Origin of the sequence: Terribacillus aidingensis, assembly GCF_040703035.1 — a bacterium.
In the GTDB taxonomy this organism is placed as follows: Bacteria; Bacillota; Bacilli; order Bacillales; family Amphibacillaceae; genus Terribacillus.
Window position 1 is genome coordinate 766,195 of the sequence record NZ_CP159996.1, and the last position, 23,718, is coordinate 789,912.

Below are 23,718 nucleotides of genomic sequence, written 5' to 3' on the forward strand. Positions count from 1 at the left end.
GTAAAATGGACAAGCTTATTCGCAATGGTATCGTAATTAATGGAACAGGAGAGGTAATAGAGGATGCTGTGATTGCCATTAAAGAAGATCGTATCGCTGCTATGGGGCCATCGGCTGACTTTATCGGTATTGATGCCAAAGAAGTCGTTGACGCACAGGGCGGTTATATACTGCCAGGTTTGATCGATACACATGTGCATATGATGATGGAAATTAAAGACGTACGGGAATCACTTATCACTCCTTTTTCGATGCGTTTCTATGAAGCGTTGACGTACATGAAACGAACACTGGATGCAGGCATCACGACAGTAAGAGATGCTGGTTATGCCGACCTTGGCGTAAAACAGGCCATCGAACATGGCTTGATTAGCGGACCGCGTATGCAAATAAGCATTAATCCGCTTACGATCACAGGTGGTCATGGTGATAATTGGATGGTGTCCGATATGGATTTGACTAATAAAGCTTATCCAGGGTTTCCATCTGGTATTTGCGATGGACCGGAGCAGGTACGTCAGAAGGTCCGGGAGATGCTTCGGGCAGGTGCGGATATTATTAAAGTACATGCGACCGGAGGTGTCATGAGTCCGACCGATCATCCGGAATTCACACAATTCTCCATGGAAGAGCTGCGCATCATCGTAGAAGAAGCAACTTATCGGAAAGGGCGTAAAGTGATGGCACATGCCCAGGGAGCAGAAGGTGTAAAACAAGCTGTCCGAGCAGGCATCCATTCTATCGAGCATGGTATCTTCCTTGACGATGAAGCAATCGAGCTCATGCTGGAGCATGGTACGTACCTTGTTCCAACGTTGCTCGCCCCTGTCAGTGTCGTGGAAGCAAGTGAAGCGAATGAAAGCATGCCTGCTTATGCGGTTGATAAAGCGAAGGAAGTAATGGAAATTCATCAGCAGAGCGTAGCAAGAGCATATGAAGCAGGTGTCAAAATTGCGATGGGAACCGATGCAGGTGTTATGGCGCATGGCATGAACTTGCGTGAGCTGGCACTGATGTGCGACATTGGCATGAGTCCGATGGAAGCAATTATTGCGACAACTAAAGTAGCTGCAGAGTGCTTAGGCTGGGAAGATAAAATCGGGACAATAGCTGAAGGTAAATTAGCAGACATAGTCATCGTGCAGGAAAACCCATTGGAAAATATCGCTTCCATGGCTGACACAAATAATATAAAGACGGTAATACAGGGAGGAAAGCTGAAGAAACAGCTTTCCATCCAGTCAGGTATTCCAAGTTGACAATAAAACAGCGGGCAAATGCCCGCTGTTTTATTGTACAAATATTTGACAGAACAACCAGGAGTCTAATAGGCTTAACATGTAATTTTATTTAGTTGCTTACACTATTATGTAAGCGCTTAAATTTGAAGGAGGCGATTGAATGAAGTCCAGTATGCTATCGTTATGGGAAGGGCTATGGCATGCGCATGAAAGAACCAAGCAGTTGCTGCTTTTCGCTGTACCAACCTCAAAGAAAAAAGTGTCAGATCAATCATCGAACCAATCAGGCACCTCCAACAAGGCACCTCGTACGTACAAACGTCCCCAATTAATTGGATTGTTGTTAGGTCCTCTACTGTTTTTCTCTGTCATTTTGTTTTATTACCCCGAGGGATTGAGCTATGAAGGGCGTATGGTATTGGCTACGACATTGTGGGTTGCGACATGGTGGATCACAGAAGCCATTCCAATACCAGCTACTTCCTTACTACCGCTAATTCTCCTGCCAATAACACAAGGTCTTGATGGAGACACAGCGGCTTCAAGCTATGGAGATCCGATTGTATTCCTTTTCCTTGGCGGTTTCTTGATTGCTATGGCAATGGAGAAATGGAATTTGCATAAACGCATTGCATTAAATATCATCAGTGTAGTCGGAACGAGTACCTCACGTATCGTACTTGGATTTATGATTGCAACTGGTTTCCTCTCGATGTGGGTATCTAATACGGCAGCGGTCATGATGATGCTGCCGATCGGGACAGCTATTATTTATCAAGCCAGTCAAGCGGCAAAAGCCAGCAAGCAAGACATCGGTGAAGATAATCGGAAGTTCGAAAAATCGCTTGTATTCGCGATTGGGTATGCAGGAACGATTGGCGGTCTCGGAACGCTGATCGGAACGCCTCCGAATATTATCCTGGCGGCAATGGCAAGCAGTTTGTTTGGCGTAGAGATTTCCTTTGGCGGCTGGATGCTGATAGCCGTACCGATTGTTATTGTCCTTTTGTTTTCGACATGGTTTTATCTGACGAAATTCGTTTTCCGAATCAAGATGAAGGAATTACCTGGTGGAAAAGAGCTGATCCTTAAGCAAAAACAGGATTTGGGCAAAATGTCGTTCGAAGAAAAAGTCGTGCTTGCCGTATTTACATTTGCTGCATTCATGTGGGTCAGCCGCACCTTTCTTTGGCAAGAGGATGCTGTGTTGGAGATACTAGCTATCCCGGGTATCAGTGATACGACAATAGCAGTCTTGGCAGGTGTAATATTATTCTTGATTCCTAGTTTAAGTAAAAAAGGGGAAAGGATTCTTGATTGGGACGTTTCGAAAGAATTGCCGTGGGGAGTTCTGCTTCTATTCGGAGGTGGGCTTGCAATCGCAGCTGGCTTCACTAGCTCCGGGCTTTCCCAATGGATCGGTGATCAGCTTACAGTCTTGGAAGGATTAAATATTTTTGTAATCATCGTTATTTCGACAACACTCGTATTGTTCTTGACCGAAATTACATCCAATACAGCGACTGCTACTATGATCCTGCCTGTAATGGCATCATTGGCTTTAGCTTTGGACGTTCATCCATATGCTATCATGGTTCCTGCTGCGATGGCTGCCAACTGTGCATTCATGCTTCCGGTTGGAACGCCGCCGAACGCTATCATATTTGCAACAGGTAAAATTACAATAGCAGAAATGGTCAGGATAGGCTTTGTGCTTAACATCTTTACCCTGGTTCTGCTCATTCTAGGAGTTTTTGCACTTGTCGGTTCGCTATGGGGACTTGATTTAAACATGTACCCTGAATCGTGGAAATGAATTTGATAGGAGTCTGCCATTGGCAGACTCTGTTCACTAAAGGAGACCACCATGAAACATTATCTAGTAATCGGAGGAACTGGTATGCTCCAAGCAGCTGTCCTTGACTGGAATCAGGAGGGTCATAAGGTGACAGTCGTTGCTCGAACGGAAGAAAAACTCCGGCGTTTATCTGAAGGTGCTGCCCATCCAGAGCGCCTTCGAACGATACAAGCAGATTACCATCAGCTTGAAAGTTTTCAAAAAAAGCTGGAGGATGTTCCGCCGCCAGATATTATTGTAAGCTGGATTCATAGCAGCGGAAACAGTGCAATCCAAGCTCTTTGCAACATATATGGCAATGTGTCAAAGAGGATAGAACTTTTTCATATAAAAGGAAGCAGTGCCCATGATCCGCTACAAAACTATGTACCTCATTATCCTGATACTATTGATTATCATGAGGTCATCTTAGGTTTTCAGCTGACCGGAAGCACTTCCAGATGGCTAACAAATGAAGAAATAGCAAAAGGAGTAGGAGAAGCAGTCAAACAGAGGCATCCTCGCTATATCGTCGGAACAATCGAGCCATGGAATGCCAGGCCGTAATCATTACTCTCCCTTCGTTGAGGAAATTAAATTATTTTCTTCTGAATTGTTCATAACTTAAGGATTCTACCGATAATAGAAATGTGCAACTAGGAAAATAGGTCTAGTTATGCCCAAGGATTAAGCGGAGGGTTCCCGATGAAGGAAGCAAAAGATCAAGGTTGGGCGTTGGTGGCTAAGCTGATGAAGGAAGAAGAGAACCTTGCTGTTGATAGTGGAGAGATTGGATATACCGGGCTTAACGGTAAATTCCTGGCATTGCTCAGTATAGCTGTTTTCGTTACAAACGGAGATGAGCGTGCACTTCGGCAGCAATTCGAAGCTGCTCTCCTGTCCGGCATATCTGTCCAAGAGATGATGGAAGCAATCCAACATTGTGCATTGTTGAATGGGTTCCCGCCTTCGCTGAAAGCTATGTCATTATTAAAAGAAGTAGTGGACGACCAATGACAAAATGCGTGCAGATGATTCTGCACGCATTTTGTCATTTAAAGATATTGAACCAGCCTTTTCGTTTGAAGCGCCACAGCATTACTACGGCAATGACAGCCATCAGCAGCAAGGCCACCGGATAGCCGTATTTCCAGTGCAGCTCCGGCATATAGGCGAAGTTCATGCCGTATACACCGGCAATAAAGGTTAAAGGAATAAAAATGGTGGAGACAATCGTCAAAGTCATCATGATTGCATTCATTCGATTGCTATTGATCGACTCGTAGCTGTCCCGCATATCCGAAGTGAGCTCCCTGTTGGAATCAACGATTTCCGTAAGTTTCAGCAAATGATCGTAAATATCATTGAAGTAGGCCTTTTGATTTTGGACAAAATCGAATTTCTGGATGCTGAGAAGCCGGTAGATCAGATCTCTCATTGGTGCAATCGTACGCCGGGTTCTAAGCAGATCACTGCGGATATCGAATACTTCATTAATTAAAGTTTGAGGTGATTTGTGGCTGTCTTCATCCTCAATCTCGTTCAGCCGATCCTCCATTTTATACAATGGAGGGAAGTAATCATCAACCAATTTATCTATTAGATGATAGACGATTTTTGATGGAGAGTGCTCCTTTGGACCTTCGTTCAAGACTCGCTGCCAAACGTGGTCCGCAGCCATTGATTCTTCAAGATGAAAAGTGACTACATAACGTTCAGAGAGAAAGATATCCAATTCATCTGACATGAACGACTCGTGATTCAGTTCATGAAGAACGAGGAAATGGTACCCGTCATATTCATCGAGCTTTGGTCTCTGAAGGAAATGGAAGCAGTCCTCAATTGCCAGTGGGTGGAAATGGAAGATCTCGCCGAGTTTTTCTGATTCGGCCTCTGTCGGTACGCTAAAATCAACCCAGTACCAGAGAATGTCGGGACTGTTTAGTTCCTGATACGGCAGATCTTTGAGTATTTTTTTGTCACGTGTTATCGCTATGCTGCGTATCATGGTACAACCTCCTGCAATATATAGTCACATTATAGCGCATTCGGAGGCAGAGAGAAAACGACAAGCAGTGTGATTAAAGAAAAGGGCTATGGGGTATAAAATGAATATACAGCCAAGCATTGTAACTGTTGTTAAATTGCTGAAATACTATTTGTCTGAATATTTTAAAATTTTATATGCAAAAGTATTGCGCTTTTTGTATGAATCTTTTATAGTATTCAACAACCTACAACAATCACCATTGCTTAGCCAGCCGGTTAAGCTGAAGGAGGACAACGATATGTCTGATAATCAAAGCTTTGTAACTGTTGGTGACTGGGTAACAGGACATTCGATAAATGATGAATTATTTACCGGGTTCATAGAAGCAGTGAATGCGAAACTGAACACGGTGAAAGTATACGTAACAGAAAGTGACCATAAAAATACGATCGGTAAAACGATCGAAACATTTCAAAGCAAGATCAAGTATTTTCCGCCAAGCGTAGAGCCAAGCAGGGCGCATCTATTGAATCTTATTGATTTATCTCTTATTTCTGGCGATAAGGACTGGTTTTTGCAGCTGACAGAAGAATTGAAGATACTAGACGAAATGGAATCTGAGTCTAATACAGAATATATCCCGAATTAACTGGACCGAGCAGATATTGCTCGGTTTTTTATGTGGTTAAAATATTTATGCCCCAACCTTTATTCAATACCGCTTCGAACTGAATTTAAACGTATAACGATCACTGCGATAATACAATTTTGTGTATTCGAACGGTATATCATTATCTAAATAAGCCCACAGATGCATGGATAAAATAGGGGCTGATTCTTTTATTTCGAGAAGCTTCATAAGGTCGGCTGATGGCAATGCTGGAATGATCTCTCCCAGCCGTTCTTTAATAAGAAACCCTTTGTTTTCTAGATAAGCATATTTAGAGTTCATCATAATTTCTTCTGTCAGGTCAGGGAACATGGCAATCGGCATGAAAGTTTCCTCTAGAATAATAGGCACATCATCCGCACATCGCAACCTTTTTATATAAAAGACTTGGGCCTCCGGTGGTAACTGTAAACGATCTCTGATTTCTTCTTCAGGCTGCATGATTGTAAAAGTCAATAATTTATTTGAAGGTACCTTACCTAATTTGATTATCTCTTCTGTGAAGCTCTGAAGTCGGTAGATGTCATGCTCGATTTTCTGCTGCTTCACATAGGTGCCGCTTCCATGTACTTTATACAGCAGGTTCTCGTCTACTAACAACTGTATTGCTTGTCTTACTGTTACTCTGCTTGCCTGGAATGCAGCAGCCAGTTCCTTTTCAGTAGGTATGGCTTCATCCTTTTTAATATTTCCTCTGGCAATATCTTTTTTTATTTCATTTGCTATCTGACGATAGAGGGGCGTACTTTTCATGATCCCAACATCACCTCTCGTTTTATATCTCTGTGTTGTATTGTAATGAATCATAAAAAAACATACAACTATAATACATTGTATTGAATATATTTCAAATTTGTATTATAGTTGTATTAATTAAGGAGGGAGATAAGTGAAGAGAAAACTGAAAATTGCGATTGTTGGCGGAGGAAGCACGTATACGCTTGGGTTGATTAAAAGTTTGATTGCTGAGAAAGAATCTTTTCCTTTAAGAGAGCTCGTTCTATTTGATCAAGACGAACAAAGACAGAGGATTATTGCGGATGCAGCCGCTATTTTACTTAAAGAGCAATATGGCGGAAACCTCACTTTCAGAAGTACAACTAATCTGGAATCAGCTTGTAAAGATGCAGACTCTATATTCGTGCAAATACGCACCGGCGGTTTGGAGATGCGGGAATTGGATGAGAAAATCCCCTTATCTCATGGTGTGGTCGGTCAAGAAACTTGCGGACCAGGAGGTATGGCTTATGGCATCCGTTCTATAAAGGATATGACAGACTTGGTCAGAGATATCCGGGCTATATCAAAAGATGCATGGATATTGAATTATACGAATCCGGCAGCCATTGTAGCTTATGCACTAAAACGGGAGTTTCCCGACGACAGCAGAATTTTGAACATTTGTGATATGCCGATTGCCATTATGGTGAGTTATGCGAAATTACTAGGAGTAGATATCTGGGACTTGACAGCGGATTATTTTGGTTTGAACCATTTCGGCTGGTTCACCAAAATAGAGCATAAGGATGGAACTGATTATACAGAACGTCTAAAAGAACTAATTATTGAAGAAGGATTTAGGCCTGAAGATGAGGAAATAGCCAATGATGTTTCCTGGCAGGAGACGTTTGCGCAAGCTCGCCAGACTTTACTGGATTTCCCGGAATATTTACCAAATACTTATTTACAGTACTACCTTTACCCAGACAAGATAGTGGAAAAGTCAAATCCGACTTCTACGAGGGCCCAACAGGTCATAGAAGGAAGACAAAAGCGGGTGCATGATATGTGCAGACGGATAGTCACTGCTGGTTCTGCTTCAGCAGAGGATTTGAAAGCAGACATTCATGGCATATTCATCATCAGAGCTGCTGCGTCTCTTGCATATAATCTAAAAAATCGATACATCGTGATGGTGGAGAATAACGGAATTATTCCAAACCTGCCCTCCGATGCCATCGTGGAAGTACCTGCATTACTCACTGCCAATGGGATACATGCGTTCGCTGTAGGGGAGATTCCAGTCTTTCATAAAGGATTGATAGAAGGTCAATATGCGTATGAGCGTCTTGTCTGTGAGGCCTATTTTGAAAAGGATTATAGGAAATTGTTACAAGCGATGACATTGAATCGTACGGTGGTGGATGCAGATAAAGCAAAACGTATACTGGATGATTTACAAAAAGCGAATGAAGAATATTGGCCATCTTTTCAATAGGGGGAAATCAAATGAAAAAGCTCATTATCAATGCAGACGATTTCGGTTACTCTAGAGCAATAAATTATGGGATTATTGATTGCTTTCAACATGGTGTTCTTAGTTCGGCGACATTTATGGCAAATATGCCAGGAGCGGAACATGCTGCTGATTTAGCAAAGCAAAATCCAGGATTAGGAGTAGGGGTACATCTTGTTTTGACATGTGGGGAACCCATTTTGAAAGGTCATCAGACAATTGTAGATGTACACGGAAGATTTAGAAAGCTATCATTTTATGAAAGCGCTTTTATTATTGAGTTGGCTGAAGTATATGATGAATGGAAAGCACAGATTGAACGCTTTTTGTCATTTGGTATCAAGCCGACGCATCTTGACAGTCATCACCATATCAACACGTATAAAGGAATAAAGGATGTTTTTTGCCGGCTTGCAGAGGAGTATCAGCTGCCTGTGAGAAACAATATGGATTTGCCAAGTCACCTGCGGCATCCGAATCGGTTCGAGTATTACGTAGAAAAAGTATTGAAGGATGAAGTGAGTATTGCAAATGCGTTCAAAGATGCGGATACAGTGGAAGTGATGTGTCATCCAGGCTATTTGGATAATGCTGTGATGGAAGGGTCTTCTTATACGTATCCGAGACTGGACGAATTGGAATTGTTAACATCGAATGTAGTCAAAGAAGTATTAAATAACTGTAAAGATGTGGAGCTTGCAACTTTCAAAAGTCTATAATACCGGGAGATGAGAAAGTATGCGCAATTTCTTGCAGAGATTAGGGAAATCATTACTCATTCCAATTGTAGCTTTACCGATTGCTGGTATCCTTTACAGGCTCACTGCTGAAGATTTACTGGATGTACCCTTATTCCAAGCAGCTGGTGTCATACTGACACAGATGGATGCACTGATTGCCATCGGTATTGCAATGGGACTTGCGAAAACAAAAGATAAAGGGATACCGGCACTGACCGGATTTCTTGCTATCATCGTATTAAAAGAAGGTCTTGCGTTAATGAATCCTGACCTGAATATGAGTGTGTTCGGAGGGGTTCTTGCTGGTCTGATAGCTGCTTTTGTCTATAATAGATTTAAAGACACAAAACTGCCGAATATGTTTGCTTTCTTCAGCGGGGAAAAGTTCCCGATTACGGTCATCATTTTCACCATGGTACTAGTTGCCGGGTTGATGAGTTGGTTGTGGCCGTATGCTCAAATGGGAATCGATGCGTTTAGTAAGACGCTGATGGACTTAGGCGCAATCGGTGTCTTTATATTCGGTTTCCTGAATCGTTTCCTGCTGCCATTCGGTTTGCATCACGTATTAAACACATATGTCTATTTTGGACTTGATGAGTATACGACAGCTTCAGGTGAAGTGGTCAACGGTGAAATCACCAGATTCTTAAGCGGAGATCCGATGGCGGGATTCTTCATTGGCGGATTTTATATCACCATGCTTTTCGGTGTACCGGCAATTGCCCTGGCAATTGCGCGAGCAGCTCGATACAAAAAGCAGGAAACAAAAACATTGATGTCATCGGGTGCTGCTACATCAGTGATAACAGGGATTACAGAGCCTGTAGAATTCACCTTCTTATTTACCTCACCGTTGCTTTATTTCGTCCATTCAGTCTATACCGGATTGGCTGGTGCTACACTGTACATCCTGCATATACGTCATGGTTTTTCTTGGGGAGCCGGATTGATCGATTATATTGTGAACTTAGGGTTGAGCGATGGAGGACTTCTTATCCTCCCGGTAGGTATTGTTTTCTTCTTGTTGTATTATTTCACTTTCTATTTTGTCATCAAAAAACGTCGAGTGGCGGTAATTGGACAAATTGAAGATAAATTGTATGAAGCAGCCGCAGGCGAAGAGGAAAAAAATCTGGAGTTAACTCATAACAATTACAGATATATGGCACAGAAGCTGGTTGAGAACTTGGGAGGAAAGCAGAACATTCTTATAAACGACAATTGTATGACACGACTGCGGCTGGAAGTGAAGGATATGAATGAAGTGAATCAACAAAAGATCAAGCAAATGGGGGTTCATGGTATTGTGGAGGTTGATAAACACAACCTGCAAATCATCATCGGGTCACAGGCTACTATTGTAAAAAAGGAAATTGACGATATTTTGGAAAGCTGAGGAGCATTCAACGCTCCCTCACTTGAATTCCAAAAAGGTCCTCAATCTTCTCATTCATGAACTGATAGGATGCTTCGATACCAGCATTATAAAAAATAGGACCTAGTTCTTTGATGATGAAGTCGAGCAGCAGACCTGCGGCCAGGTCGCCTAGCTGCTCGTCTTTTTCTTGTTCAAAATAAGTCTGCAGGGAACTTATCATTTCATTGCGCTGTATATCATTCAATCGGATTGGATTTTGCATTTGTTTTTCCTCCCTAAGCTCATTTTCGTTTCATTATATCAAAAAGTTCTGCTAGACTTTAGAAAAGGGAAAAGGTGGGAGTAATGATGGCGGAATTATCTTATGAGATAGTGAAAGAACTCGGTGTGCTATCCGTTTCACCTAAAGGATGGCAGAAGGAACTCAATTTGATCAGCTGGAACGGGCGGGAGCCGAAGTATGATATACGGGACTGGGCTCCGGATCATGAGAAGATGGGTAAAGGTATCACATTATCAGCTGAAGAAATCGGTGCCTTAATTCGCTTGCTGCAGGAGCAGGATTGACATGCTGCCGGAAGAGTTGGTTCAGTTAGCCAAAGAAAGGATGGCTCCTTATCCTTGTGAAGGTTTCCTGCCCGGGAGAGGGCCGAAGCATCCGCTTCTCTTCTTTATAGGAGAAGCCCCAGGAGAGACGGAGATACATAGCCTGATGCCATTCAGTGGACGAGCAGGCAAGGAGCTGGATCTGTTTCTGGAGCGAGCAGCTGTGGATAGATCGGAAGTTTTTATTTCAAGCGCGGTCAGAAGCAGACCCTATCAATATAAAACAAAACAAATACGCGGTGAGACTGTCACGAAAAAATATAATCGAACACCGACCAAGGCTGAAGTGCTTGCACATGCGCCTGTGCTTGATTATGAAATTGCCCAGACGGAACCAGAAATTCTCGTGACACTGGGGCGAATAGGCTGGGAGCGGATAACCGGTTCGAAGGAAAAAATCACGGAAGTCGCTGGAAAGTTGATAGAACAGCCGATACAGCAACTGAAAAGCATAGAGGAGGATTCCTTCGTGCTTTCCGAGAAGATATATCGTATCTTCCCGACCTACCATCCAGCGTCTGTATTCTACAATCCAGGTCTGCGGCCGGTAATTGAAGAGCATGCATATAGTATTCGCGAACTTCTGAACAGAAAGGGAAGGTGTAATGGAGAAAATCAGCGGTAAAGTGATAGGGTTTGAGCTGAATAGCCAAGACCCGGATAAGGCAGCTAGCTTCTACGCTAATGTTTTTGGCTGGAATATTGGTGCTCCGAATTGGGGTTATCAAAATGTGGAGACAGCCGGAGGAATTGATGGCGGAATAAGTAAAGGACCGCATGATTTTCCGCATGGAACAAGAATCCAGATTGAAGTGGAAGACTTGGATAAAGCAATCCTAGCAGCCAAGCAAGAAGGGGCAGTTGTTGTCAGAGAAAAGATGGAGTTTGATTCTTTCTATCTCGCTTATTTGGTTGATCCAGTCGGAATCGGAATCGGATTGGTACAGTCTAGCACCAAAGGCCAGTAACTGCGACTTAAGCGATAAAGCCATGCGGGAGGAAAAAGCTCCTCACGCAAGACTCTCACTTACTCCTACGATTCTGAGCGATTCTTTCCGCTTTTCCATGTCTAGCTCCAAGAACAAAAATCTGCGGCTTAAGCGATAAATCCTTGCGTGAGGAAAAGCGCCTCACTCCAGGCTTTCTCGCTTATTCCTTCGTTTCTAAACGGTCTTTTTCGCCTTTCTGTAAAAAAACAGGCGTATCAGCTGACTGATACGCCTGTTTTTTATTTTGCTGCTTTTTGCAGTTTTGTGATCATCTGCAGGGCACGGCCTGTACCGATTGCTACGGATTCCAGTGGATTCGGAGCCAAATGAACAGGGACGCTGATTTCAGATGCAAGCCATTGCTGCATGCCTTTAAGCAATGCGCCTCCGCCAGTCAAGATGACACCATGGTCAACGATATCTCCGCTTAGTTCAGGCGGGCAGTCTTCCAATGTCATGCGAATTGTTTCAAGGATCTGTTCCAAAGATTCCTTAAGAGCTACTTGTACTTCCTTAGAAGAAATACCCACAGTCTTAGGTAGTCCTGTTACCATATCACGGCCGCGGACATCCATCATCAATTCATCATGGTCAATCAAGGCATAGCCGATTTCCATTTTGATCTGTTCAGCAGTTCTTTCTCCAATGAGGATATTGTACTGCTTGCGGATATATTGGATGATCTCTTCATCCATTGAATCTCCGCCGATGCGGACAGAACGGCAAGATACAACGCCGCCGAATGATATAATACCTACTTCACTTGTACCACCGCCGATATCGACAATTACATTCGCAACTGGCTCATCTACTGGCAGGTCAGCACCAATTGCTGCCGCAATTGGTTCTTCAATCAAGTGGACTTGTTTTGCACCATACGATTTGACCGCATTATGTATAGCGCGTCTTTCAACGGATGTGCTGCCAGACGGTGTGCAGACAACGATAGTTGGTTTGCGAAGGGAAGAGCCCATCACCTTGCTCACTTTTTTCAGGATTTCTTTCAATAATTGAGCTGTTACATCATAGTCGGCGATTACACCATCTTTTAATGGACGAATCGGTACGATATTCTGTGGTGTTTTACCAACCATTTCTTTCGCTTCTGCTCCAACTGCCACAACGTTTTTTGTTTCCATATCAATTGCAACCACAGATGGTTCATTCAATACGATTCCTTTTTGTTTCGTATACACAAGTATATTTGCAGTGCCAAGGTCTATTCCAATTTCGGGATTAGCAAACATTATATTTCCTCCAATAATGACATATTTCTACTATATTCATTCTCCCCCGTATAAAGCTTTATGGGGGTAGATCTGTCAAAGAGCCAAAAAGGCGCTTAAATTCGACATAATTCATTCTATCACCTGGTATAGAGGTGTTAAAGAGATACCTTTATCCTAATTTGGCAGATTAAACTAAATAGATTAGGAGTAAAGGATTATATGCAAGGATTAAGCGTAAGTCAATTTACAGATAGATTACAAATACTGAGCTATTGTTACAAAAACTAGGAATGAAAAAGGTGTCAATCCTAATTTACATCCAATAAATAGTAAAGCGTCTGTTTATTACTAGTTTCATAGTCGGCTAAACGGGTACGATTTCGCATAAGAATCGGACTTTTCGCAGTGCTGTACAGATTTGAGTGCCTATTGGAAATTCTAGGCTGCAATATTACACAAAAACCCATGCTATGATGTTGCTGCAACAGGAAAACATACATCTCGAAAGGAGCAACATCATGTTTAAGAAAGTATTAGTAACAACACTATCTACAGCTATTCTAGCGGGAGGCGCATTGGCAGGAACAGCAAATGCTGCACCAGCTCAACCAACGAAAGAAGAAGCTCAAGTGCACGTAGCACAAGTAGTGAAAAGCGGATCTTTCTCTTCTATCGAAGATTTGAATAAATGGGTGAATGAATATCTATCAGCTTATAACATTCACATTAATACTGATAGCTTGCTAGCGAAATACAATGTTCAGCAGCCAGCTCAGCAAGAAAAAGCACAGACTCCTGCTCAAGCAGCACCTCAGCAAGAGCAAGCAAAAGCGCCAGCTGCTCAGAAAGAAGAGCAAAAAGCTGCTGCTCCGAAAAAGGAAGAAAAAGCTGAAGAGCAAGCAACTGAACAAAAAGCTCCAGCACAAAAACAAGAAACTGCTTCTGATAACAAGCAAACAGAAGAAAAGCAAGCTGCTGAAGGCCTGAGTGCATTCGAACAGCAAGTAGTAGACTTAACTAACAAAGAGCGTGAAAAAGCTGGTCTTAAAGCTTTGAAAGCTGATACTGAACTAAGCAAAGTAGCACGTGCGAAATCCAAAGATATGGCTGACAATGGTTACTTCGATCACAACAGCCCGACTTACGGTTCTCCGTTCGATATGATGAAATCTTTCGGTATTTCTTATAAAACTGCAGGTGAAAACATCGCTCAAGGACAAAAGACTCCTGAAGAAGTCGTTGAAGCGTGGATGAACAGCCAAGGTCACCGTGAGAATATCCTTAACCCTGATTACACTAACATCGGTGTAGGTTATGTAGAAAACGGTAACTACTGGACACAGCAATTCATTGGTAAATAATTCAGATTATTGTATAATGAAAAGCAACCGATCATGATCGGTTGCTTTTCTTGTATGCAGGGAGTGATTATATGGATCTGATTTCGCTGCTTGCGGAGGAGCGTATCAAGCAGGCTGAAGCAAATGGAGAGTTCCGTAATCTTCCTGGTGCTGGAAAACCTTTGGAGCTGGAGGATCTATCCGGTGTACCGGAGGATATGCGTATGAGCTATAAGATCCTGAAGAATGCTGGCTACATTCCACCAGAGATGGAGCTGCAGAAAGAGATTGTAGCACTGCGTGATCTGGTGCGTGTTTGTACAGACGACACAGAGCGGGCAGCTTTCCGGAAGCGCATTAGTGAGAAAGAGATTCAATACGAAGCGCTGCTTCAAAAGCTTAAGCGAAATTCGCCAGGCACACTCAGTCAATATCGGGAACAAATTGAAAACAAACTAACATAATCAAATAGTATTTTCTTATCACGAGAGGTGGAGGGACTGGCCCTTTGAAGCCTCGGCAACAGGCAGTAATGCACTGTGCCAATTCCAGCAGACGAGAAGTCTGACAGATAAGAGGAGCATTTTACCTTGGATAAGGAGCCTCTTCTGTAAAACGGAAGAGGCTTTTTTTACATAAATAGAGGAGTGGAAGCAATGACCAAACAAATTATCCTGCAAGCATTTGATATGACAGCCGCCAATCATAACGCCCATGGCTTATGGAAGCACCCGGAGAACAGAAGACATCGGGAGTATAAGTCGCTGGAATACTGGATGGAGCTTGCGCGCCTTTTGGAAAAAGGAAAGTTCGATGCGGTGTTCTTCGCTGATGTGCTTGGCGTCTATGATGTTTACGGAGGAGATGAAAAGGCAGCCTTGCGGGATGGCGTGCAAGTACCGCTTAATGATCCAGCCTTCGCTATCCCGGCCATGGCAGCTGTGACGAAGCATTTGTCCTTCGCTGTCACAGTCAGTACGTCTTACGAACAGCCTTTTCATAATGCACGTAAATTTTCGACGCTCGATCACCTGACCAATGGGCGAGTGGCTTGGAATATCGTTACTTCCTATTTGCCGAATGCAGCCCAGAATTTTGGACTGGAGAAGATGGTAAAGCATGATGAGCGTTACAGAATAGCTGATGAATTCCTGGAGATTTCTTATAAGCTGCTTGAGGACAGCTGGGAAGAAGATGCTGTTATTTCGGACCCGGAAAGAGGGGTTCTAGTGGAAGCAGAAAAGGTGCACCGCATCAAGCACAAGGGTACATATTTCTCAGTGGAAGGACCACATGTAAGTGAGCCATCCCCACAGCGCACACCGGTGCTCTACCAAGCAGGTACTTCCGAGAAAGGCAGGGATTTTGCCGCAAAACATGCAGAATGTGTGTTTGTCGGCGGACCGACACCAGAAAAAATCAACTATTATATAGAGGATATCAAAGCGCGTGCGGAGGCTTATGGCAGAAGCCGCGATGAAATCAAAGCTTTTACCTTCCTGCACGTCGTTGTAGCTGAAACAGAAGAGAAGGCTCATGCTAAATATGACGAGATCAAGCAATACTGGAGCGCAGATGCTGCCAAAGCCCAGTATGGCGGGTCCACTGGCTATGATTTAGCTTCCTATGAAAATGAAGAAGAACTGTTCACGTACAAGCATACGGAACAAGGTCAATCGCGAGCTGCTTATCTGACAAAGGATGCTGCCAAACCATTTACGGTAAAAGAGATACAGGAGAAATTCAGTCAGCCAGCTGAAACGGATATCATCATCGGCAGTCCTGAGCAAGTTGCGGACAAGATGGAGGATTTCTTTGTGCGAAGCGGAGTGGATGGCTTCAATCTGACACATTACATTACACCAAAAGACCTGCAAGACTTTGTAGAATTGGTTGTACCTATCTTGCAGGAGCGAGGATTATATAAAAAGGATTATGCAGAAGGAACTTTTAGGGAGAAATTATACGGACATCCGCATCTCGCTGCGGCACATCCGGCAAAACAAGGAAAGAGGAGCTGAGCGTCAGCTCCTCTTTCCTATTCCAAATAAGTTAGAATTCCCTTGCCGTCCTTATATGATACATTTGCCAACGCACCATTGATCATCGTGAACTGCGGAGGCATGTGTCCAATATCGGCGTCGTAGATTATCGGCAATCCAATTTCATCTGCGAATTCATGAATCATCTGTTCGTCTGTATAATCCTCTGAAGGAGTGCTTCGAGATGGCCTGCCAAATAGTAATCCGCTCGCACCGTTGAACCAGCCGTGTTCCTTCAAATGCCAAAGATTCCGGTAAGTTTCAGCAGTACTCCAATCCAACCATTCCAAGTAGACGATCGTGTCTTCTTTAAAAGATTCCCGCCAAGTTTGAATAGGAGCATATTTCGTTCCGGCGATAGCGGTCAGGGTATTCAAGCAGCCACCGATTAAGCGGCCAGTAAAGGAAACGGCTTCACCTGTCGTGGTTTTCCATTCTGTTTTGCTGTCCAAGTCGAAGCCCTCAGGATTGTCTTGATCAAATAGCGCATCCCATGATGATTGATACATAGGGGATGAGTGCTGCACCATGTGCTTGCGGGACGGTGCAGATAATATCTTATGCCATTGCTTCGCCGTTTCATCGAGTGCTTCCATATTCAAATCAAAAAAGTTAGTCGTATGGGCAGATGCAAAATTTGTTTGGAGTGTATAGCTGCATAGAAGTGTGCTTGTGTCAGAATAACCAATCAGCCATGTGGGCTTGCTCTTGGTTAGCTTGTCCCAATCAAGCATAGGCAATACTTGTACAAGCAGTTCTCCTCCCCATGGCGGCATGATTGCATCGATTTCAGGATCACTCAGATAAGCCATCAGCTCGTTAGCTCTAGTTTCAGCAGAGCTGCTTCTAGCGGCTTGCTGTGTCCAGACGGTTTCTCCAATGATCACATGAGCACCGAGTTTCTCGAGCTGCATTTTAGCTTTATGTATTTTGGAATGCAGAGGAGCAGGAACTCCGCTTGACGGAGCAGTAATTGCGAAGGTGGAGTTGGGAGTTAAAGCGCTTGGATACATGGTCGTCATCATTATCACCCTTTCCTTTTCCATATTATAGCATTATCACTAGGTCGTTTGATTCGTTGTTTCATGGGGAATGGAATACCAGACATTCGCACATTTTCACATTTATAAAACGAGGGAGTTGAGTGAATGATAAATGTGTTGTTTATTTCTTTAGGCAACATCTGCCGCTCGCCGATGGCTGAGGTGATTTTACGCAAGCGTATAGAGGAACAAGGTCTATCTGCATTTGTAACAGTTGACTCAGCTGGTATCGGCCACTGGCATGAAGGGAAGGAGATGCACCCTTCGGCTCGTGAGCTTCTCGGCCATAAGGGAATTTTGATTGTAAATCATGTGGCTAAGCAAGTCCAGTCAGAAATTTTAGGAGCATACGATTATATCTTCGTAATGGATCAGCTTAATTTGCGGGATTTGTCAGCTATAGCTCCTGCTCATACGTCACATTATCGGCTTTTCTCAGATCTTATTCCAGAGCGTGCTGGAGAGGATATCGATGATCCATTCTTCACTGGTGAATTTGAAGCTGTGTATGAGATGCTCGAGGCTGGGTGTGCGGAATTGTGCGAGATAATAAAACAACAGACACAATGGAAGGAGCCGGTTTGATGAAAAGTAAATTCACGTTAGGTTTAACGATTGGTGCTACTGTCGGCGGCTTGATTTCGTTATGTGATGCACAGACAAGGAATCATGTACGCGGTAACTTGATGCGTGCAGGATCTGAAGCGGTGTTCTACCTCCGCAATCCTGGCGTCTTAATGGATGATGTAAAAACATCCTATGCTCGAGTAGCGACTAGTTTATCCAATACGGCTGATAAAGGCTTGAGAGGACTAGAGGAAGTACAGACTGCTCTTCAGAAAGTGAGCAAGCTGGACGATCAGATCGAATTACCGGCTGGACAGCGTCCGAAACAATTGGCAAGCGGTGGTAATACAGCAGCCAGATAGAGAAAAGGCGGCTTTAGAGAGAGAAGGAGGAGAAACCATGGGGAGCTTTCTGAAACAGCTTGGGCAGCGGGTCAGCAATGACGAAGTGACTGGCTTGTCTGCCCAGCTGGCTTATTTTTTACTGCTATCACTATTTCCATTTATCATCTTTCTTGTGTCCTTGATCGCATTCTTGCCGGTCAGCCAACAAGATATCATGAATACTTTATCAACATTCGCACCAGAATCAACCATGGATTTGCTTGAGCAAAATATTACGGGTCTTGTTAATGAGCGTAACGGTGGACTATTATCCATTGGTATTCTAGCAACACTATGGTCCGCATCAAATGGTGTTAATGCCATCATCCGTGCATTGAATAAGGCTTACAATGTCAATGAAGATCGTTCATTCATCGTAGCTAGAGGAGTAGCCGTAGTATTGACAATCGCCATGGTGCTCGTTATTGCAGTCGCATTCCTGCTGCCAATATTCGGAAAAACAATTGGGCTTTACATTTTTTCCATTTTCGGATTGGATGAAGGATTCCTGACTGTATGGGGAGCATTGCGCTGGGTCATTTCTTTTGTAATATTTTTCATTGTACTACTCGCATTGTATGTCCTGGCACCTAGTAAGAAAATCTCAATCAAAGAATCAATGGTCGGTGCAGCCTTCGCGGCTATCGGCTGGATGATTGCATCCCTGTTATTCTCCTTTTATGTTGATAACTTTGGTAACTATTCCGCAACATATGGATCTCTTGGGGCTGTCATTGTCCTGATGATCTGGTTCTATCTTTCCGGCATCATCATCATCACTGGCGGTGAGATCAATGCCATGCTGGATGAGCGGAAGAAAAATAAAGCGGCAGCCTGATAAGGGCGCCGCTTTTTTTTATCTCAAGAGCCGGAGACCGTTCAATATGACCAAAATAGTACTTCCCTCGTGCCCGACCACACCTAGCGGCAACCCAAGATATTGGCTGATATTTGCCAGTATGAGCAGCAGAATGACAGCGACTGAGAAAATGATATTTTGTTTGATGATTCTACGCATACGCTTCGATAGCTTAACGGCATCGGCTAGTTTACGCAGATCATTCTTAATGAGAACCATATCGGCAGTCTCGAGTGCGGCGTCAGTTCCATTTCCCATGGCAATTCCGACTTGAGCAGTAGCGAGGGCAGGTGCGTCATTAATCCCATCACCAACCATGGCTATCGTTCCGTAGCTGCTTTCCAGCTCTTTGATTTCTTCAACCTTCTCATCAGGCAGGCAGTTGGCACGGTACGTTGTGATGCCTGCTTCTTTGGCGATGGCTTTTGCAGTCTGGTCGTTATCACCAGTTAGCATGATAGTGGAAATACCGAGCTTGGATAAGGAACGAATTGCAGCTTTTGCTTCCGGTCTGATTGTATCCTGCAGAGCGAATACGCCGGCTACTCCTTGTTCGTTCTCTATATAAACAAGGGATTTCCCGGCAGCGGCCAATGCATCAGCTTGATTAGTTAATTCTTGATCAGCCGGGTTCTGCATATAGGAAGCTTTTCCGATCCGCCATTTCTGTCCCTTCCACACCCCTTTCATACCTTGCCCAGCGGCATCTGTTACTTGCTCGGCTTGCTTGATGCTATCAGCATGAGCATATGCTGCAACTGCTTTAGCAAGAGGATGAGAGGATTGGGATTGGATAGCATAAGCTGCCTCTAGCACAATACTGGCTTCAGCATTTTTACTGACAAGGAAATCTGTGACAGATGGTTTCCCGACTGTCAAACTGCCTGTCTTGTCGAATGCGACAGCTTTTACTTGCCCAAGTGTTTCCAGATGAGAACCACCTTTGACCAAGATCCCGTTTCTTGCTCCTTTTGAGATAGCGGATAAGGTGGCTGGCATGACCGAAGCAACCAGCGCGCACGGAGAAGCAACAACAAGCAAGATCATAGCTCGATAAAAGGACTCGGTAAACGACCAATTTATTATAAAAGGAGGAATGAGGATAAGGAGCAGAACCAGCATCAGAACCGTTTTGACATAGGGACCTTCGAAGCGCTCGATAAAATGCTGAGCAGGTGATTTTTGTTCCTGGGCTGTTTGCACCATTGTGATGATTCGCTGGAACAATGTTTCTTGCGCAGGCTTCGTGACACAGATTTCCAATACAGCGCTGCTATTGACGGTGCTGGCGAAGACTTCGTTTCCCTCTGCTTTTGTCACCGGTATACTCTCCCCAGTAATGGCACTTTCGTCAATGCTTGTAACTCCTTTTAGGATGATTCCATCAGCGGGAATACGTTCCCCGGGCAGCACGATTACAAGATCGTCGACTTGAAGCTGATCGACAGGAACACTCTCTTTCCCAGCGGCGGTCATTCTGGTCGCTTCATCTGGCTGAAGGGATAGCAATGCTCGTAATTCCTGACTGCTTCTATTCTCTGTATATGTTTCCAAAGCTCCGGAAAGGGCGAAGATGAAGATGAGCAATGCACCTTCCAGCCAATGACCGATAATAGCAGCTCCTATAGCGGCAAAAATCATCAGCATTTCCACATTCAGCTTTCGTTCCGTAATAGTTTCTGTAATACCTTCTTTCGCTTTAAAGAATCCACCGATGAGATATGCTGCACTATAAAGGAAAGGTGCAGCTTCCGAGTCATGAAAATCGAAATAGGTGATGAGAATCAAGGCACCGCTCAATAATGCGGCAATCAGTTCAGCGTGTTTTTTCATGTGGTAAATAACCCTCCCTATAGATTATAGTTTATTTATAATTATTATAATGTAATAGTAATTCTACTATAATTGACCGCTAGTTTAAAATCAATATAAAAAATAATAAATTTTATATTGTATATAACAGTTTGATATTTAAAATGAAACAGTTCAGAAAAATATTGAAATAGAAGTGATTACCTGTTATCTTTTAGGATATATGAAAATATAACAAGGGGAGAGTGTGTGACTTCATGGGTAAAAGATTAGGTATTATATGTAGCTTATTTGTAATTATGCTTCTTCTGGGAGCTTGCGGAAGCAATGATGACGGCAAATCTGAAAGCGCTGGCAATGATAAGGTATGGGAAAAGATTCAGGAGTCAGGTAAGCTAGTAGTTGGTACATCCGGTACTTTATTTGCTGCTTCTTACTACCCGGAGGGTTCTGATGAGCTTTCGGGATATGATGTAGAAGTGATCAAAGAAATTGCGAAGCGTCTGGATTTGGAAGTGGAATTCAAGACATCCGATTTTAACAACATGCTTGCTTCTGTACAAAACGGCAGAATAGACGTTGCGGCAAATGATATAGAGATAACGGACGAAAGAAAAGAGCAATTCGCTTTCACAGAGCCGTATAAGTATTCCTATACATCCATGATCGTACGGAAAGATGATTTGTCTGGTATTCACAGCTTAGCGGATTTAAAAGGAAAACGTGCTGGAGGAGAAGCTTCAACAAACCACAGCAAGGTTGCAGAGCAGCTTGGAGCAGAGGTTGTAACTTACAGCAATGCAACAAATGATGTGTACTTACGCGATGTCGATAATGGCCGGACGGACTTAATCATTAATGACTTTTATTTGCAATCTTTGGCATTGCAGGCTTTTCCTGATTTCAACATCATGATTCATCCGGATTTCAAATTTGACCAAATTGAACAAGGCGCGATTCTTTCAAAGGATGCTCCGGAACTTAAAAAACAAATGGACAAGGCTCTTGACGAAATGCGGGAAGATGGCACATTGTCTAAGCTGTCAGAGGAATTTTATGGCGGAGCGGATGTTTCCGAAAAGCCAGATGAAGAACTGCCGACAGTTGATGAATTGTTGAAACAAGAAGCTAATAAGTAAATCGATAAAGGAGAAACATCATAATGAAGAAACGATTACTTGTATTTTGCAGCTTACTGCTCGTCCTTGTTTTGAGTGCTTGTGGTTCTTCTGCCAATGATAGTTCTGATCAAGCTTCTGAAGATAAAGTATGGGAAGCTATTCAGGATTCCGGAAAGATAACCGTTGGAACTTCAGGTACTTTGTATCCAGCTAGTTATTATCCGGAAGGATCGGATGATATTACTGGATATGATGTAGAGGTAATCAAGGAAATCGCGAAACGTCTGGACTTGGAAGTGGAATTCAAGACATCTGATTTCAATAACATGCTTGCTTCGGTCCAGAACGGACGAGTGGATCTCGCAGCGAATGATATTGGCGTGACAGATGAGCGGAAAGAAAAGTTCGCGTACAGCGAACCGTATAAATACTCCTACACAACAATGATTGTGCGTAAAGATGATCTCTCCGGTATAAATTCATTAGAGGATCTGCAAAAGAAAAAGGCTGGTGGTGAGGCAACGACTGGCTACAGTGAAATCGCTGAGGAATTAGGTGCCGAGGTAGTAGCGTATGGTAATACAACAAATGATGTTTATTTACGTGATGTCGATAATGGACGGACAGATCTGATCATCAATGATTATTATCTGCAGTCATTGGCGCTGCAAGCTTTCCCGGATTTCAATATCACAATCCATCCTGAATTTAAATTCGATGAAACAGCCAATGCTGCCATCATGCCGAAGGATGCAACAGAATTGAAGAAACAGGTGGACAAGGTCTTGAGTGAGATGAGAGAAGACGGTACATTGACGAAGCTTTCTGAGGAATTCTTCGGCGGTGCAGACGTTTCGAAGCAGCCGGATGAAGATATTCCGACAATAGATGAAGTATTGGAGAAGCAGCAGGAAGAAGCGGAATGATACCATTCGAGCTAGTGGATATCGGCAAATTCTTTGATGCAGAATTAGCGTGGGAGAACCTTCCCTTTATACTCGAAGGACTGCCAATGACGATAGCAGTTGCTTTCGCCGGTATGGGTATGGGTTTGATTCTCGGCTTTTTCCTGGCGATTGGCCGCAGCTCCCGATTCTTTGTCCTTCGATGGCCTGCAAGGTTTTATATCTCGTTTATGCGCGGGACACCGATACTGGTGTTTTTATTCATCTTGTATCAAGGGTTGCCTGTCGTACAAATCAGGCTTGATGCTTTCACCTGTGCTGTTCTCGCTTTCGGCTTGAATAGTGCAGCTTATATCGCCGAGGTAAACCGGGGGGCGCTGAACAGCATTGCTTATGGCCAATGGGAATCCTCCTATGCACTTGGTCTTAACTATTGGCAGACATTGACGCGGGTCATTGTCCCGCAAGCGGCACGAGTTGCGATGCCGCCGCTTACAAATGTATTTCTTGATTTGGTGAAAGCGACGAGTCTGGCAGCGGTTATTACGGTGCCGGAAATGTTTCAGAAGGCGCAGATTGTAGCTGGCCGTACATTTGATTCCATGACGATGTACATTACGGTGGCACTTGTGTATTGGCCGCTTTGTATCATCATTTCTTATTTCCAGGAACGGCTGGAGAAGCGATTCTCCCGATATATCAATTAAAAAGGGATGTGCCCAGACGG

Annotated in this window: 26 protein-coding genes and 1 riboswitch; of the genes, 20 read left to right on the forward strand and 6 right to left on the reverse strand. The window is 43.6% G+C overall.

All coding sequences use genetic code 11. The annotated features are described in order from the left end of the window. Window positions 1–5 precede the first annotated feature (5 nt). The 4 genes from ABXS78_RS04145 to ABXS78_RS04160 all read left to right on the forward strand — a co-directional run bounded on the left by ABXS78_RS04145 (window position 6) and on the right by ABXS78_RS04160 (window position 4,095). A complete protein-coding gene (locus ABXS78_RS04145; RefSeq protein WP_366249054.1) occupies window positions 6–1,259 on the forward strand; it encodes an amidohydrolase family protein in 1,254 nt (417 codons plus the stop codon). 142 nt (window positions 1,260–1,401) lie between these two features. Continuing rightward, window positions 1,402–3,057, forward strand: coding sequence for a DASS family sodium-coupled anion symporter (locus ABXS78_RS04150; RefSeq protein ID WP_366249055.1), 1,656 nt, complete (start codon window positions 1,402–1,404; stop codon window positions 3,055–3,057). A gap of 51 nt (window positions 3,058–3,108) precedes the next feature. Continuing rightward, window positions 3,109–3,645 (forward strand): hypothetical protein, encoded by a 537-nt coding sequence (locus ABXS78_RS04155; RefSeq protein WP_366249056.1) that lies wholly within the window; start codon window positions 3,109–3,111, stop codon window positions 3,643–3,645. Window positions 3,646–3,783: 138 nt separating this feature from the next. After that, window positions 3,784–4,095: a carboxymuconolactone decarboxylase family protein gene (locus ABXS78_RS04160; protein WP_095223527.1), complete on the forward strand. Its 312-nt coding sequence runs from the start codon at window positions 3,784–3,786 to the stop codon at window positions 4,093–4,095. A gap of 34 nt (window positions 4,096–4,129) precedes the next feature. Here the strand turns inward: ABXS78_RS04160 and corA are convergent, their stop codons facing one another. Beyond that, window positions 4,130–5,086: a magnesium/cobalt transporter CorA gene (gene corA, locus ABXS78_RS04165; RefSeq protein ID WP_366249057.1), complete on the reverse strand. Its 957-nt coding sequence runs from the start codon at window positions 5,084–5,086 to the stop codon at window positions 4,130–4,132. Window positions 5,087–5,366: 280 nt separating this feature from the next. Here corA and ABXS78_RS04170 point away from each other — a divergent pair, with 280 nt between their 5' ends. Then, window positions 5,367–5,717, forward strand: coding sequence for an IDEAL domain-containing protein (locus tag ABXS78_RS04170; RefSeq protein WP_366249058.1), 351 nt, complete (start codon window positions 5,367–5,369; stop codon window positions 5,715–5,717). Window positions 5,718–5,780: 63 nt separating this feature from the next. Here the strand turns inward: ABXS78_RS04170 and ABXS78_RS04175 are convergent, their stop codons facing one another. After that, window positions 5,781–6,491 carry a GntR family transcriptional regulator gene (locus tag ABXS78_RS04175; RefSeq protein WP_366249059.1) on the reverse strand — a complete coding sequence of 237 codons (711 nt, stop codon included), beginning with the start codon at window positions 6,489–6,491 and terminating at the stop codon, window positions 5,781–5,783. 136 nt (window positions 6,492–6,627) lie between these two features. Between ABXS78_RS04175 and ABXS78_RS04180 the strand changes: the two genes are divergently transcribed. Genes ABXS78_RS04180 through ABXS78_RS04190 form a run of 3 tightly spaced genes read left to right on the forward strand, consistent with a single transcriptional unit; the run spans window position 6,628 to window position 10,113 of the window. Beyond that, entirely contained in the window at window positions 6,628–7,956 is a 1,329-nt protein-coding gene (locus tag ABXS78_RS04180; protein ID WP_366249060.1) for a 6-phospho-alpha-glucosidase, read from the forward strand. An 11-nt stretch (window positions 7,957–7,967) separates the two neighbouring features. After that, on the forward strand, window positions 7,968–8,693 hold the full coding sequence (gene chbG, locus ABXS78_RS04185; RefSeq protein WP_366249061.1) for a chitin disaccharide deacetylase: 726 nt from the start codon (window positions 7,968–7,970) through the stop codon (window positions 8,691–8,693). Window positions 8,694–8,712: 19 nt separating this feature from the next. Beyond that, a complete protein-coding gene (locus tag ABXS78_RS04190; RefSeq protein ID WP_366249062.1) occupies window positions 8,713–10,113 on the forward strand; it encodes a PTS transporter subunit EIIC in 1,401 nt (466 codons plus the stop codon). Between the two features lie 7 nt (window positions 10,114–10,120). Here the strand turns inward: ABXS78_RS04190 and ABXS78_RS04195 are convergent, their stop codons facing one another. Continuing rightward, window positions 10,121–10,357, reverse strand: coding sequence for a DUF2164 family protein (locus tag ABXS78_RS04195; protein WP_366249063.1), 237 nt, complete (start codon window positions 10,355–10,357; stop codon window positions 10,121–10,123). An 86-nt stretch (window positions 10,358–10,443) separates the two neighbouring features. Here ABXS78_RS04195 and ABXS78_RS04200 point away from each other — a divergent pair, with 86 nt between their 5' ends. Genes ABXS78_RS04200 through ABXS78_RS04210 form a run of 3 tightly spaced genes read left to right on the forward strand, consistent with a single transcriptional unit; the run spans window position 10,444 to window position 11,669 of the window. Further along, complete coding sequence (locus tag ABXS78_RS04200; RefSeq protein ID WP_366249872.1) at window positions 10,444–10,662, forward strand: YdbC family protein; 219 nt, start codon at window positions 10,444–10,446, stop codon at window positions 10,660–10,662. A 1-nt stretch (window position 10,663) separates the two neighbouring features. Next, entirely contained in the window at window positions 10,664–11,326 is a 663-nt protein-coding gene (locus tag ABXS78_RS04205) for a uracil-DNA glycosylase (RefSeq protein WP_366249064.1), read from the forward strand. Then, window positions 11,307–11,669 carry a VOC family protein gene (locus ABXS78_RS04210; RefSeq protein WP_366249065.1) on the forward strand — a complete coding sequence of 121 codons (363 nt, stop codon included), beginning with the start codon at window positions 11,307–11,309 and terminating at the stop codon, window positions 11,667–11,669. Before ABXS78_RS04205 ends, ABXS78_RS04210 begins: the two co-directional genes overlap by 20 nt. A gap of 260 nt (window positions 11,670–11,929) precedes the next feature. Here ABXS78_RS04210 and mreBH read toward each other — a convergent pair whose 3' ends face one another. Beyond that, a complete protein-coding gene (gene mreBH, locus ABXS78_RS04215; RefSeq protein ID WP_366249066.1) occupies window positions 11,930–12,937 on the reverse strand; it encodes a rod-share determining protein MreBH in 1,008 nt (335 codons plus the stop codon). Between the two features lie 500 nt (window positions 12,938–13,437). On the opposite strand from mreBH, the gene ABXS78_RS04220 reads away from it, so the two are divergent. The 3 genes from ABXS78_RS04220 (at window position 13,438) to ABXS78_RS04230 (ending at window position 16,280) form a co-directional block, all read left to right on the forward strand. Further along, window positions 13,438–14,280, forward strand: coding sequence for a CAP domain-containing protein (locus ABXS78_RS04220; protein ID WP_366249067.1), 843 nt, complete (start codon window positions 13,438–13,440; stop codon window positions 14,278–14,280). Window positions 14,281–14,351: 71 nt separating this feature from the next. Beyond that, the gene (locus ABXS78_RS04225) at window positions 14,352–14,723 is read left to right on the forward strand and encodes a DUF1992 domain-containing protein (RefSeq protein WP_095223538.1); all 372 of its coding nucleotides are present in this window, start codon (window positions 14,352–14,354) and stop codon (window positions 14,721–14,723) included. A gap of 12 nt (window positions 14,724–14,735) precedes the next feature. Further along, window positions 14,736–14,837: riboswitch (SAM riboswitch) on the forward strand. A 78-nt stretch (window positions 14,838–14,915) separates the two neighbouring features. Then, window positions 14,916–16,280: an LLM class flavin-dependent oxidoreductase gene (locus tag ABXS78_RS04230; RefSeq protein ID WP_366249068.1), complete on the forward strand. Its 1,365-nt coding sequence runs from the start codon at window positions 14,916–14,918 to the stop codon at window positions 16,278–16,280. 17 nt (window positions 16,281–16,297) lie between these two features. Here ABXS78_RS04230 and ABXS78_RS04235 read toward each other — a convergent pair whose 3' ends face one another. Next, window positions 16,298–17,326 (reverse strand): S66 peptidase family protein, encoded by a 1,029-nt coding sequence (locus ABXS78_RS04235; RefSeq protein WP_366249069.1) that lies wholly within the window; start codon window positions 17,324–17,326, stop codon window positions 16,298–16,300. Window positions 17,327–17,449: 123 nt separating this feature from the next. Here ABXS78_RS04235 and ABXS78_RS04240 point away from each other — a divergent pair, with 123 nt between their 5' ends. Genes ABXS78_RS04240 through ABXS78_RS04250 form a run of 3 tightly spaced genes read left to right on the forward strand, consistent with a single transcriptional unit; the run spans window position 17,450 to window position 19,132 of the window. After that, entirely contained in the window at window positions 17,450–17,929 is a 480-nt protein-coding gene (locus tag ABXS78_RS04240; protein WP_366249070.1) for a low molecular weight protein-tyrosine-phosphatase, read from the forward strand. Next, the gene (locus ABXS78_RS04245; protein ID WP_366249071.1) at window positions 17,929–18,273 is read left to right on the forward strand and encodes a hypothetical protein; all 345 of its coding nucleotides are present in this window, start codon (window positions 17,929–17,931) and stop codon (window positions 18,271–18,273) included. Before ABXS78_RS04240 ends, ABXS78_RS04245 begins: the two co-directional genes overlap by 1 nt. A 37-nt stretch (window positions 18,274–18,310) precedes the next feature. Next, window positions 18,311–19,132, forward strand: a complete 822-nt coding sequence (locus ABXS78_RS04250; RefSeq protein WP_366249072.1) for a YihY/virulence factor BrkB family protein — start codon at window positions 18,311–18,313, stop codon at window positions 19,130–19,132. Window positions 19,133–19,150: 18 nt separating this feature from the next. Here ABXS78_RS04250 and ABXS78_RS04255 read toward each other — a convergent pair whose 3' ends face one another. Further along, window positions 19,151–20,986 (reverse strand): heavy metal translocating P-type ATPase, encoded by a 1,836-nt coding sequence (locus ABXS78_RS04255; protein ID WP_366249073.1) that lies wholly within the window; start codon window positions 20,984–20,986, stop codon window positions 19,151–19,153. Window positions 20,987–21,222: 236 nt separating this feature from the next. Here ABXS78_RS04255 and ABXS78_RS04260 point away from each other — a divergent pair, with 236 nt between their 5' ends. From ABXS78_RS04260 to ABXS78_RS04270, 3 genes are read left to right on the forward strand one after another with little or no spacing between them, the layout of a single operon-like run. After that, a complete protein-coding gene (locus tag ABXS78_RS04260; RefSeq protein WP_366249074.1) occupies window positions 21,223–22,104 on the forward strand; it encodes a transporter substrate-binding domain-containing protein in 882 nt (293 codons plus the stop codon). 23 nt (window positions 22,105–22,127) lie between these two features. After that, on the forward strand, window positions 22,128–23,012 hold the full coding sequence (locus ABXS78_RS04265) for a transporter substrate-binding domain-containing protein (protein WP_366249075.1): 885 nt from the start codon (window positions 22,128–22,130) through the stop codon (window positions 23,010–23,012). Next, the gene (locus ABXS78_RS04270) at window positions 23,009–23,698 is read left to right on the forward strand and encodes an amino acid ABC transporter permease (RefSeq protein ID WP_366249076.1); all 690 of its coding nucleotides are present in this window, start codon (window positions 23,009–23,011) and stop codon (window positions 23,696–23,698) included. Before ABXS78_RS04265 ends, ABXS78_RS04270 begins: the two co-directional genes overlap by 4 nt. The last annotated feature ends 20 nt before the right edge of the window (window positions 23,699–23,718 follow it).

Coding starts and splice junctions, on each gene's coding strand:
- ABXS78_RS04250 (WP_366249072.1), top strand. CDS start 18,311: ATGGGGAGCTTTCTGAAACAGCTTGGGCAGCGGGTCAGCAATGACGAA.
- ABXS78_RS04270 (WP_366249076.1), top strand. CDS start 23,009: ATGATACCATTCGAGCTAGTGGATATCGGCAAATTCTTTGATGCAGAA.
- ABXS78_RS04200 (WP_366249872.1), top strand. CDS start 10,444: ATGGCGGAATTATCTTATGAGATAGTGAAAGAACTCGGTGTGCTATCC.
- ABXS78_RS04195 (WP_366249063.1), bottom strand. CDS start 10,357: ATGCAAAATCCAATCCGATTGAATGATATACAGCGCAATGAAATGATA.
- chbG (WP_366249061.1), top strand. CDS start 7,968: ATGAAAAAGCTCATTATCAATGCAGACGATTTCGGTTACTCTAGAGCA.
- ABXS78_RS04190 (WP_366249062.1), top strand. CDS start 8,713: ATGCGCAATTTCTTGCAGAGATTAGGGAAATCATTACTCATTCCAATT.
- ABXS78_RS04220 (WP_366249067.1), top strand. CDS start 13,438: ATGTTTAAGAAAGTATTAGTAACAACACTATCTACAGCTATTCTAGCG.
- ABXS78_RS04145 (WP_366249054.1), top strand. CDS start 6: ATGGACAAGCTTATTCGCAATGGTATCGTAATTAATGGAACAGGAGAG.
- ABXS78_RS04160 (WP_095223527.1), top strand. CDS start 3,784: ATGAAGGAAGCAAAAGATCAAGGTTGGGCGTTGGTGGCTAAGCTGATG.
- ABXS78_RS04240 (WP_366249070.1), top strand. CDS start 17,450: ATGATAAATGTGTTGTTTATTTCTTTAGGCAACATCTGCCGCTCGCCG.
- ABXS78_RS04155 (WP_366249056.1), top strand. CDS start 3,109: ATGAAACATTATCTAGTAATCGGAGGAACTGGTATGCTCCAAGCAGCT.
- corA (WP_366249057.1), bottom strand. CDS start 5,086: ATGATACGCAGCATAGCGATAACACGTGACAAAAAAATACTCAAAGAT.
- ABXS78_RS04170 (WP_366249058.1), top strand. CDS start 5,367: ATGTCTGATAATCAAAGCTTTGTAACTGTTGGTGACTGGGTAACAGGA.
- ABXS78_RS04210 (WP_366249065.1), top strand. CDS start 11,307: ATGGAGAAAATCAGCGGTAAAGTGATAGGGTTTGAGCTGAATAGCCAA.
- ABXS78_RS04205 (WP_366249064.1), top strand. CDS start 10,664: ATGCTGCCGGAAGAGTTGGTTCAGTTAGCCAAAGAAAGGATGGCTCCT.
- ABXS78_RS04255 (WP_366249073.1), bottom strand. CDS start 20,986: ATGAAAAAACACGCTGAACTGATTGCCGCATTATTGAGCGGTGCCTTG.
- ABXS78_RS04225 (WP_095223538.1), top strand. CDS start 14,352: ATGGATCTGATTTCGCTGCTTGCGGAGGAGCGTATCAAGCAGGCTGAA.
- ABXS78_RS04175 (WP_366249059.1), bottom strand. CDS start 6,491: ATGAAAAGTACGCCCCTCTATCGTCAGATAGCAAATGAAATAAAAAAA.
- ABXS78_RS04245 (WP_366249071.1), top strand. CDS start 17,929: ATGAAAAGTAAATTCACGTTAGGTTTAACGATTGGTGCTACTGTCGGC.
- ABXS78_RS04260 (WP_366249074.1), top strand. CDS start 21,223: ATGGGTAAAAGATTAGGTATTATATGTAGCTTATTTGTAATTATGCTT.
- ABXS78_RS04230 (WP_366249068.1), top strand. CDS start 14,916: ATGACCAAACAAATTATCCTGCAAGCATTTGATATGACAGCCGCCAAT.
- ABXS78_RS04235 (WP_366249069.1), bottom strand. CDS start 17,326: ATGATGACGACCATGTATCCAAGCGCTTTAACTCCCAACTCCACCTTC.
- ABXS78_RS04265 (WP_366249075.1), top strand. CDS start 22,128: ATGAAGAAACGATTACTTGTATTTTGCAGCTTACTGCTCGTCCTTGTT.
- ABXS78_RS04150 (WP_366249055.1), top strand. CDS start 1,402: ATGAAGTCCAGTATGCTATCGTTATGGGAAGGGCTATGGCATGCGCAT.
- mreBH (WP_366249066.1), bottom strand. CDS start 12,937: ATGTTTGCTAATCCCGAAATTGGAATAGACCTTGGCACTGCAAATATA.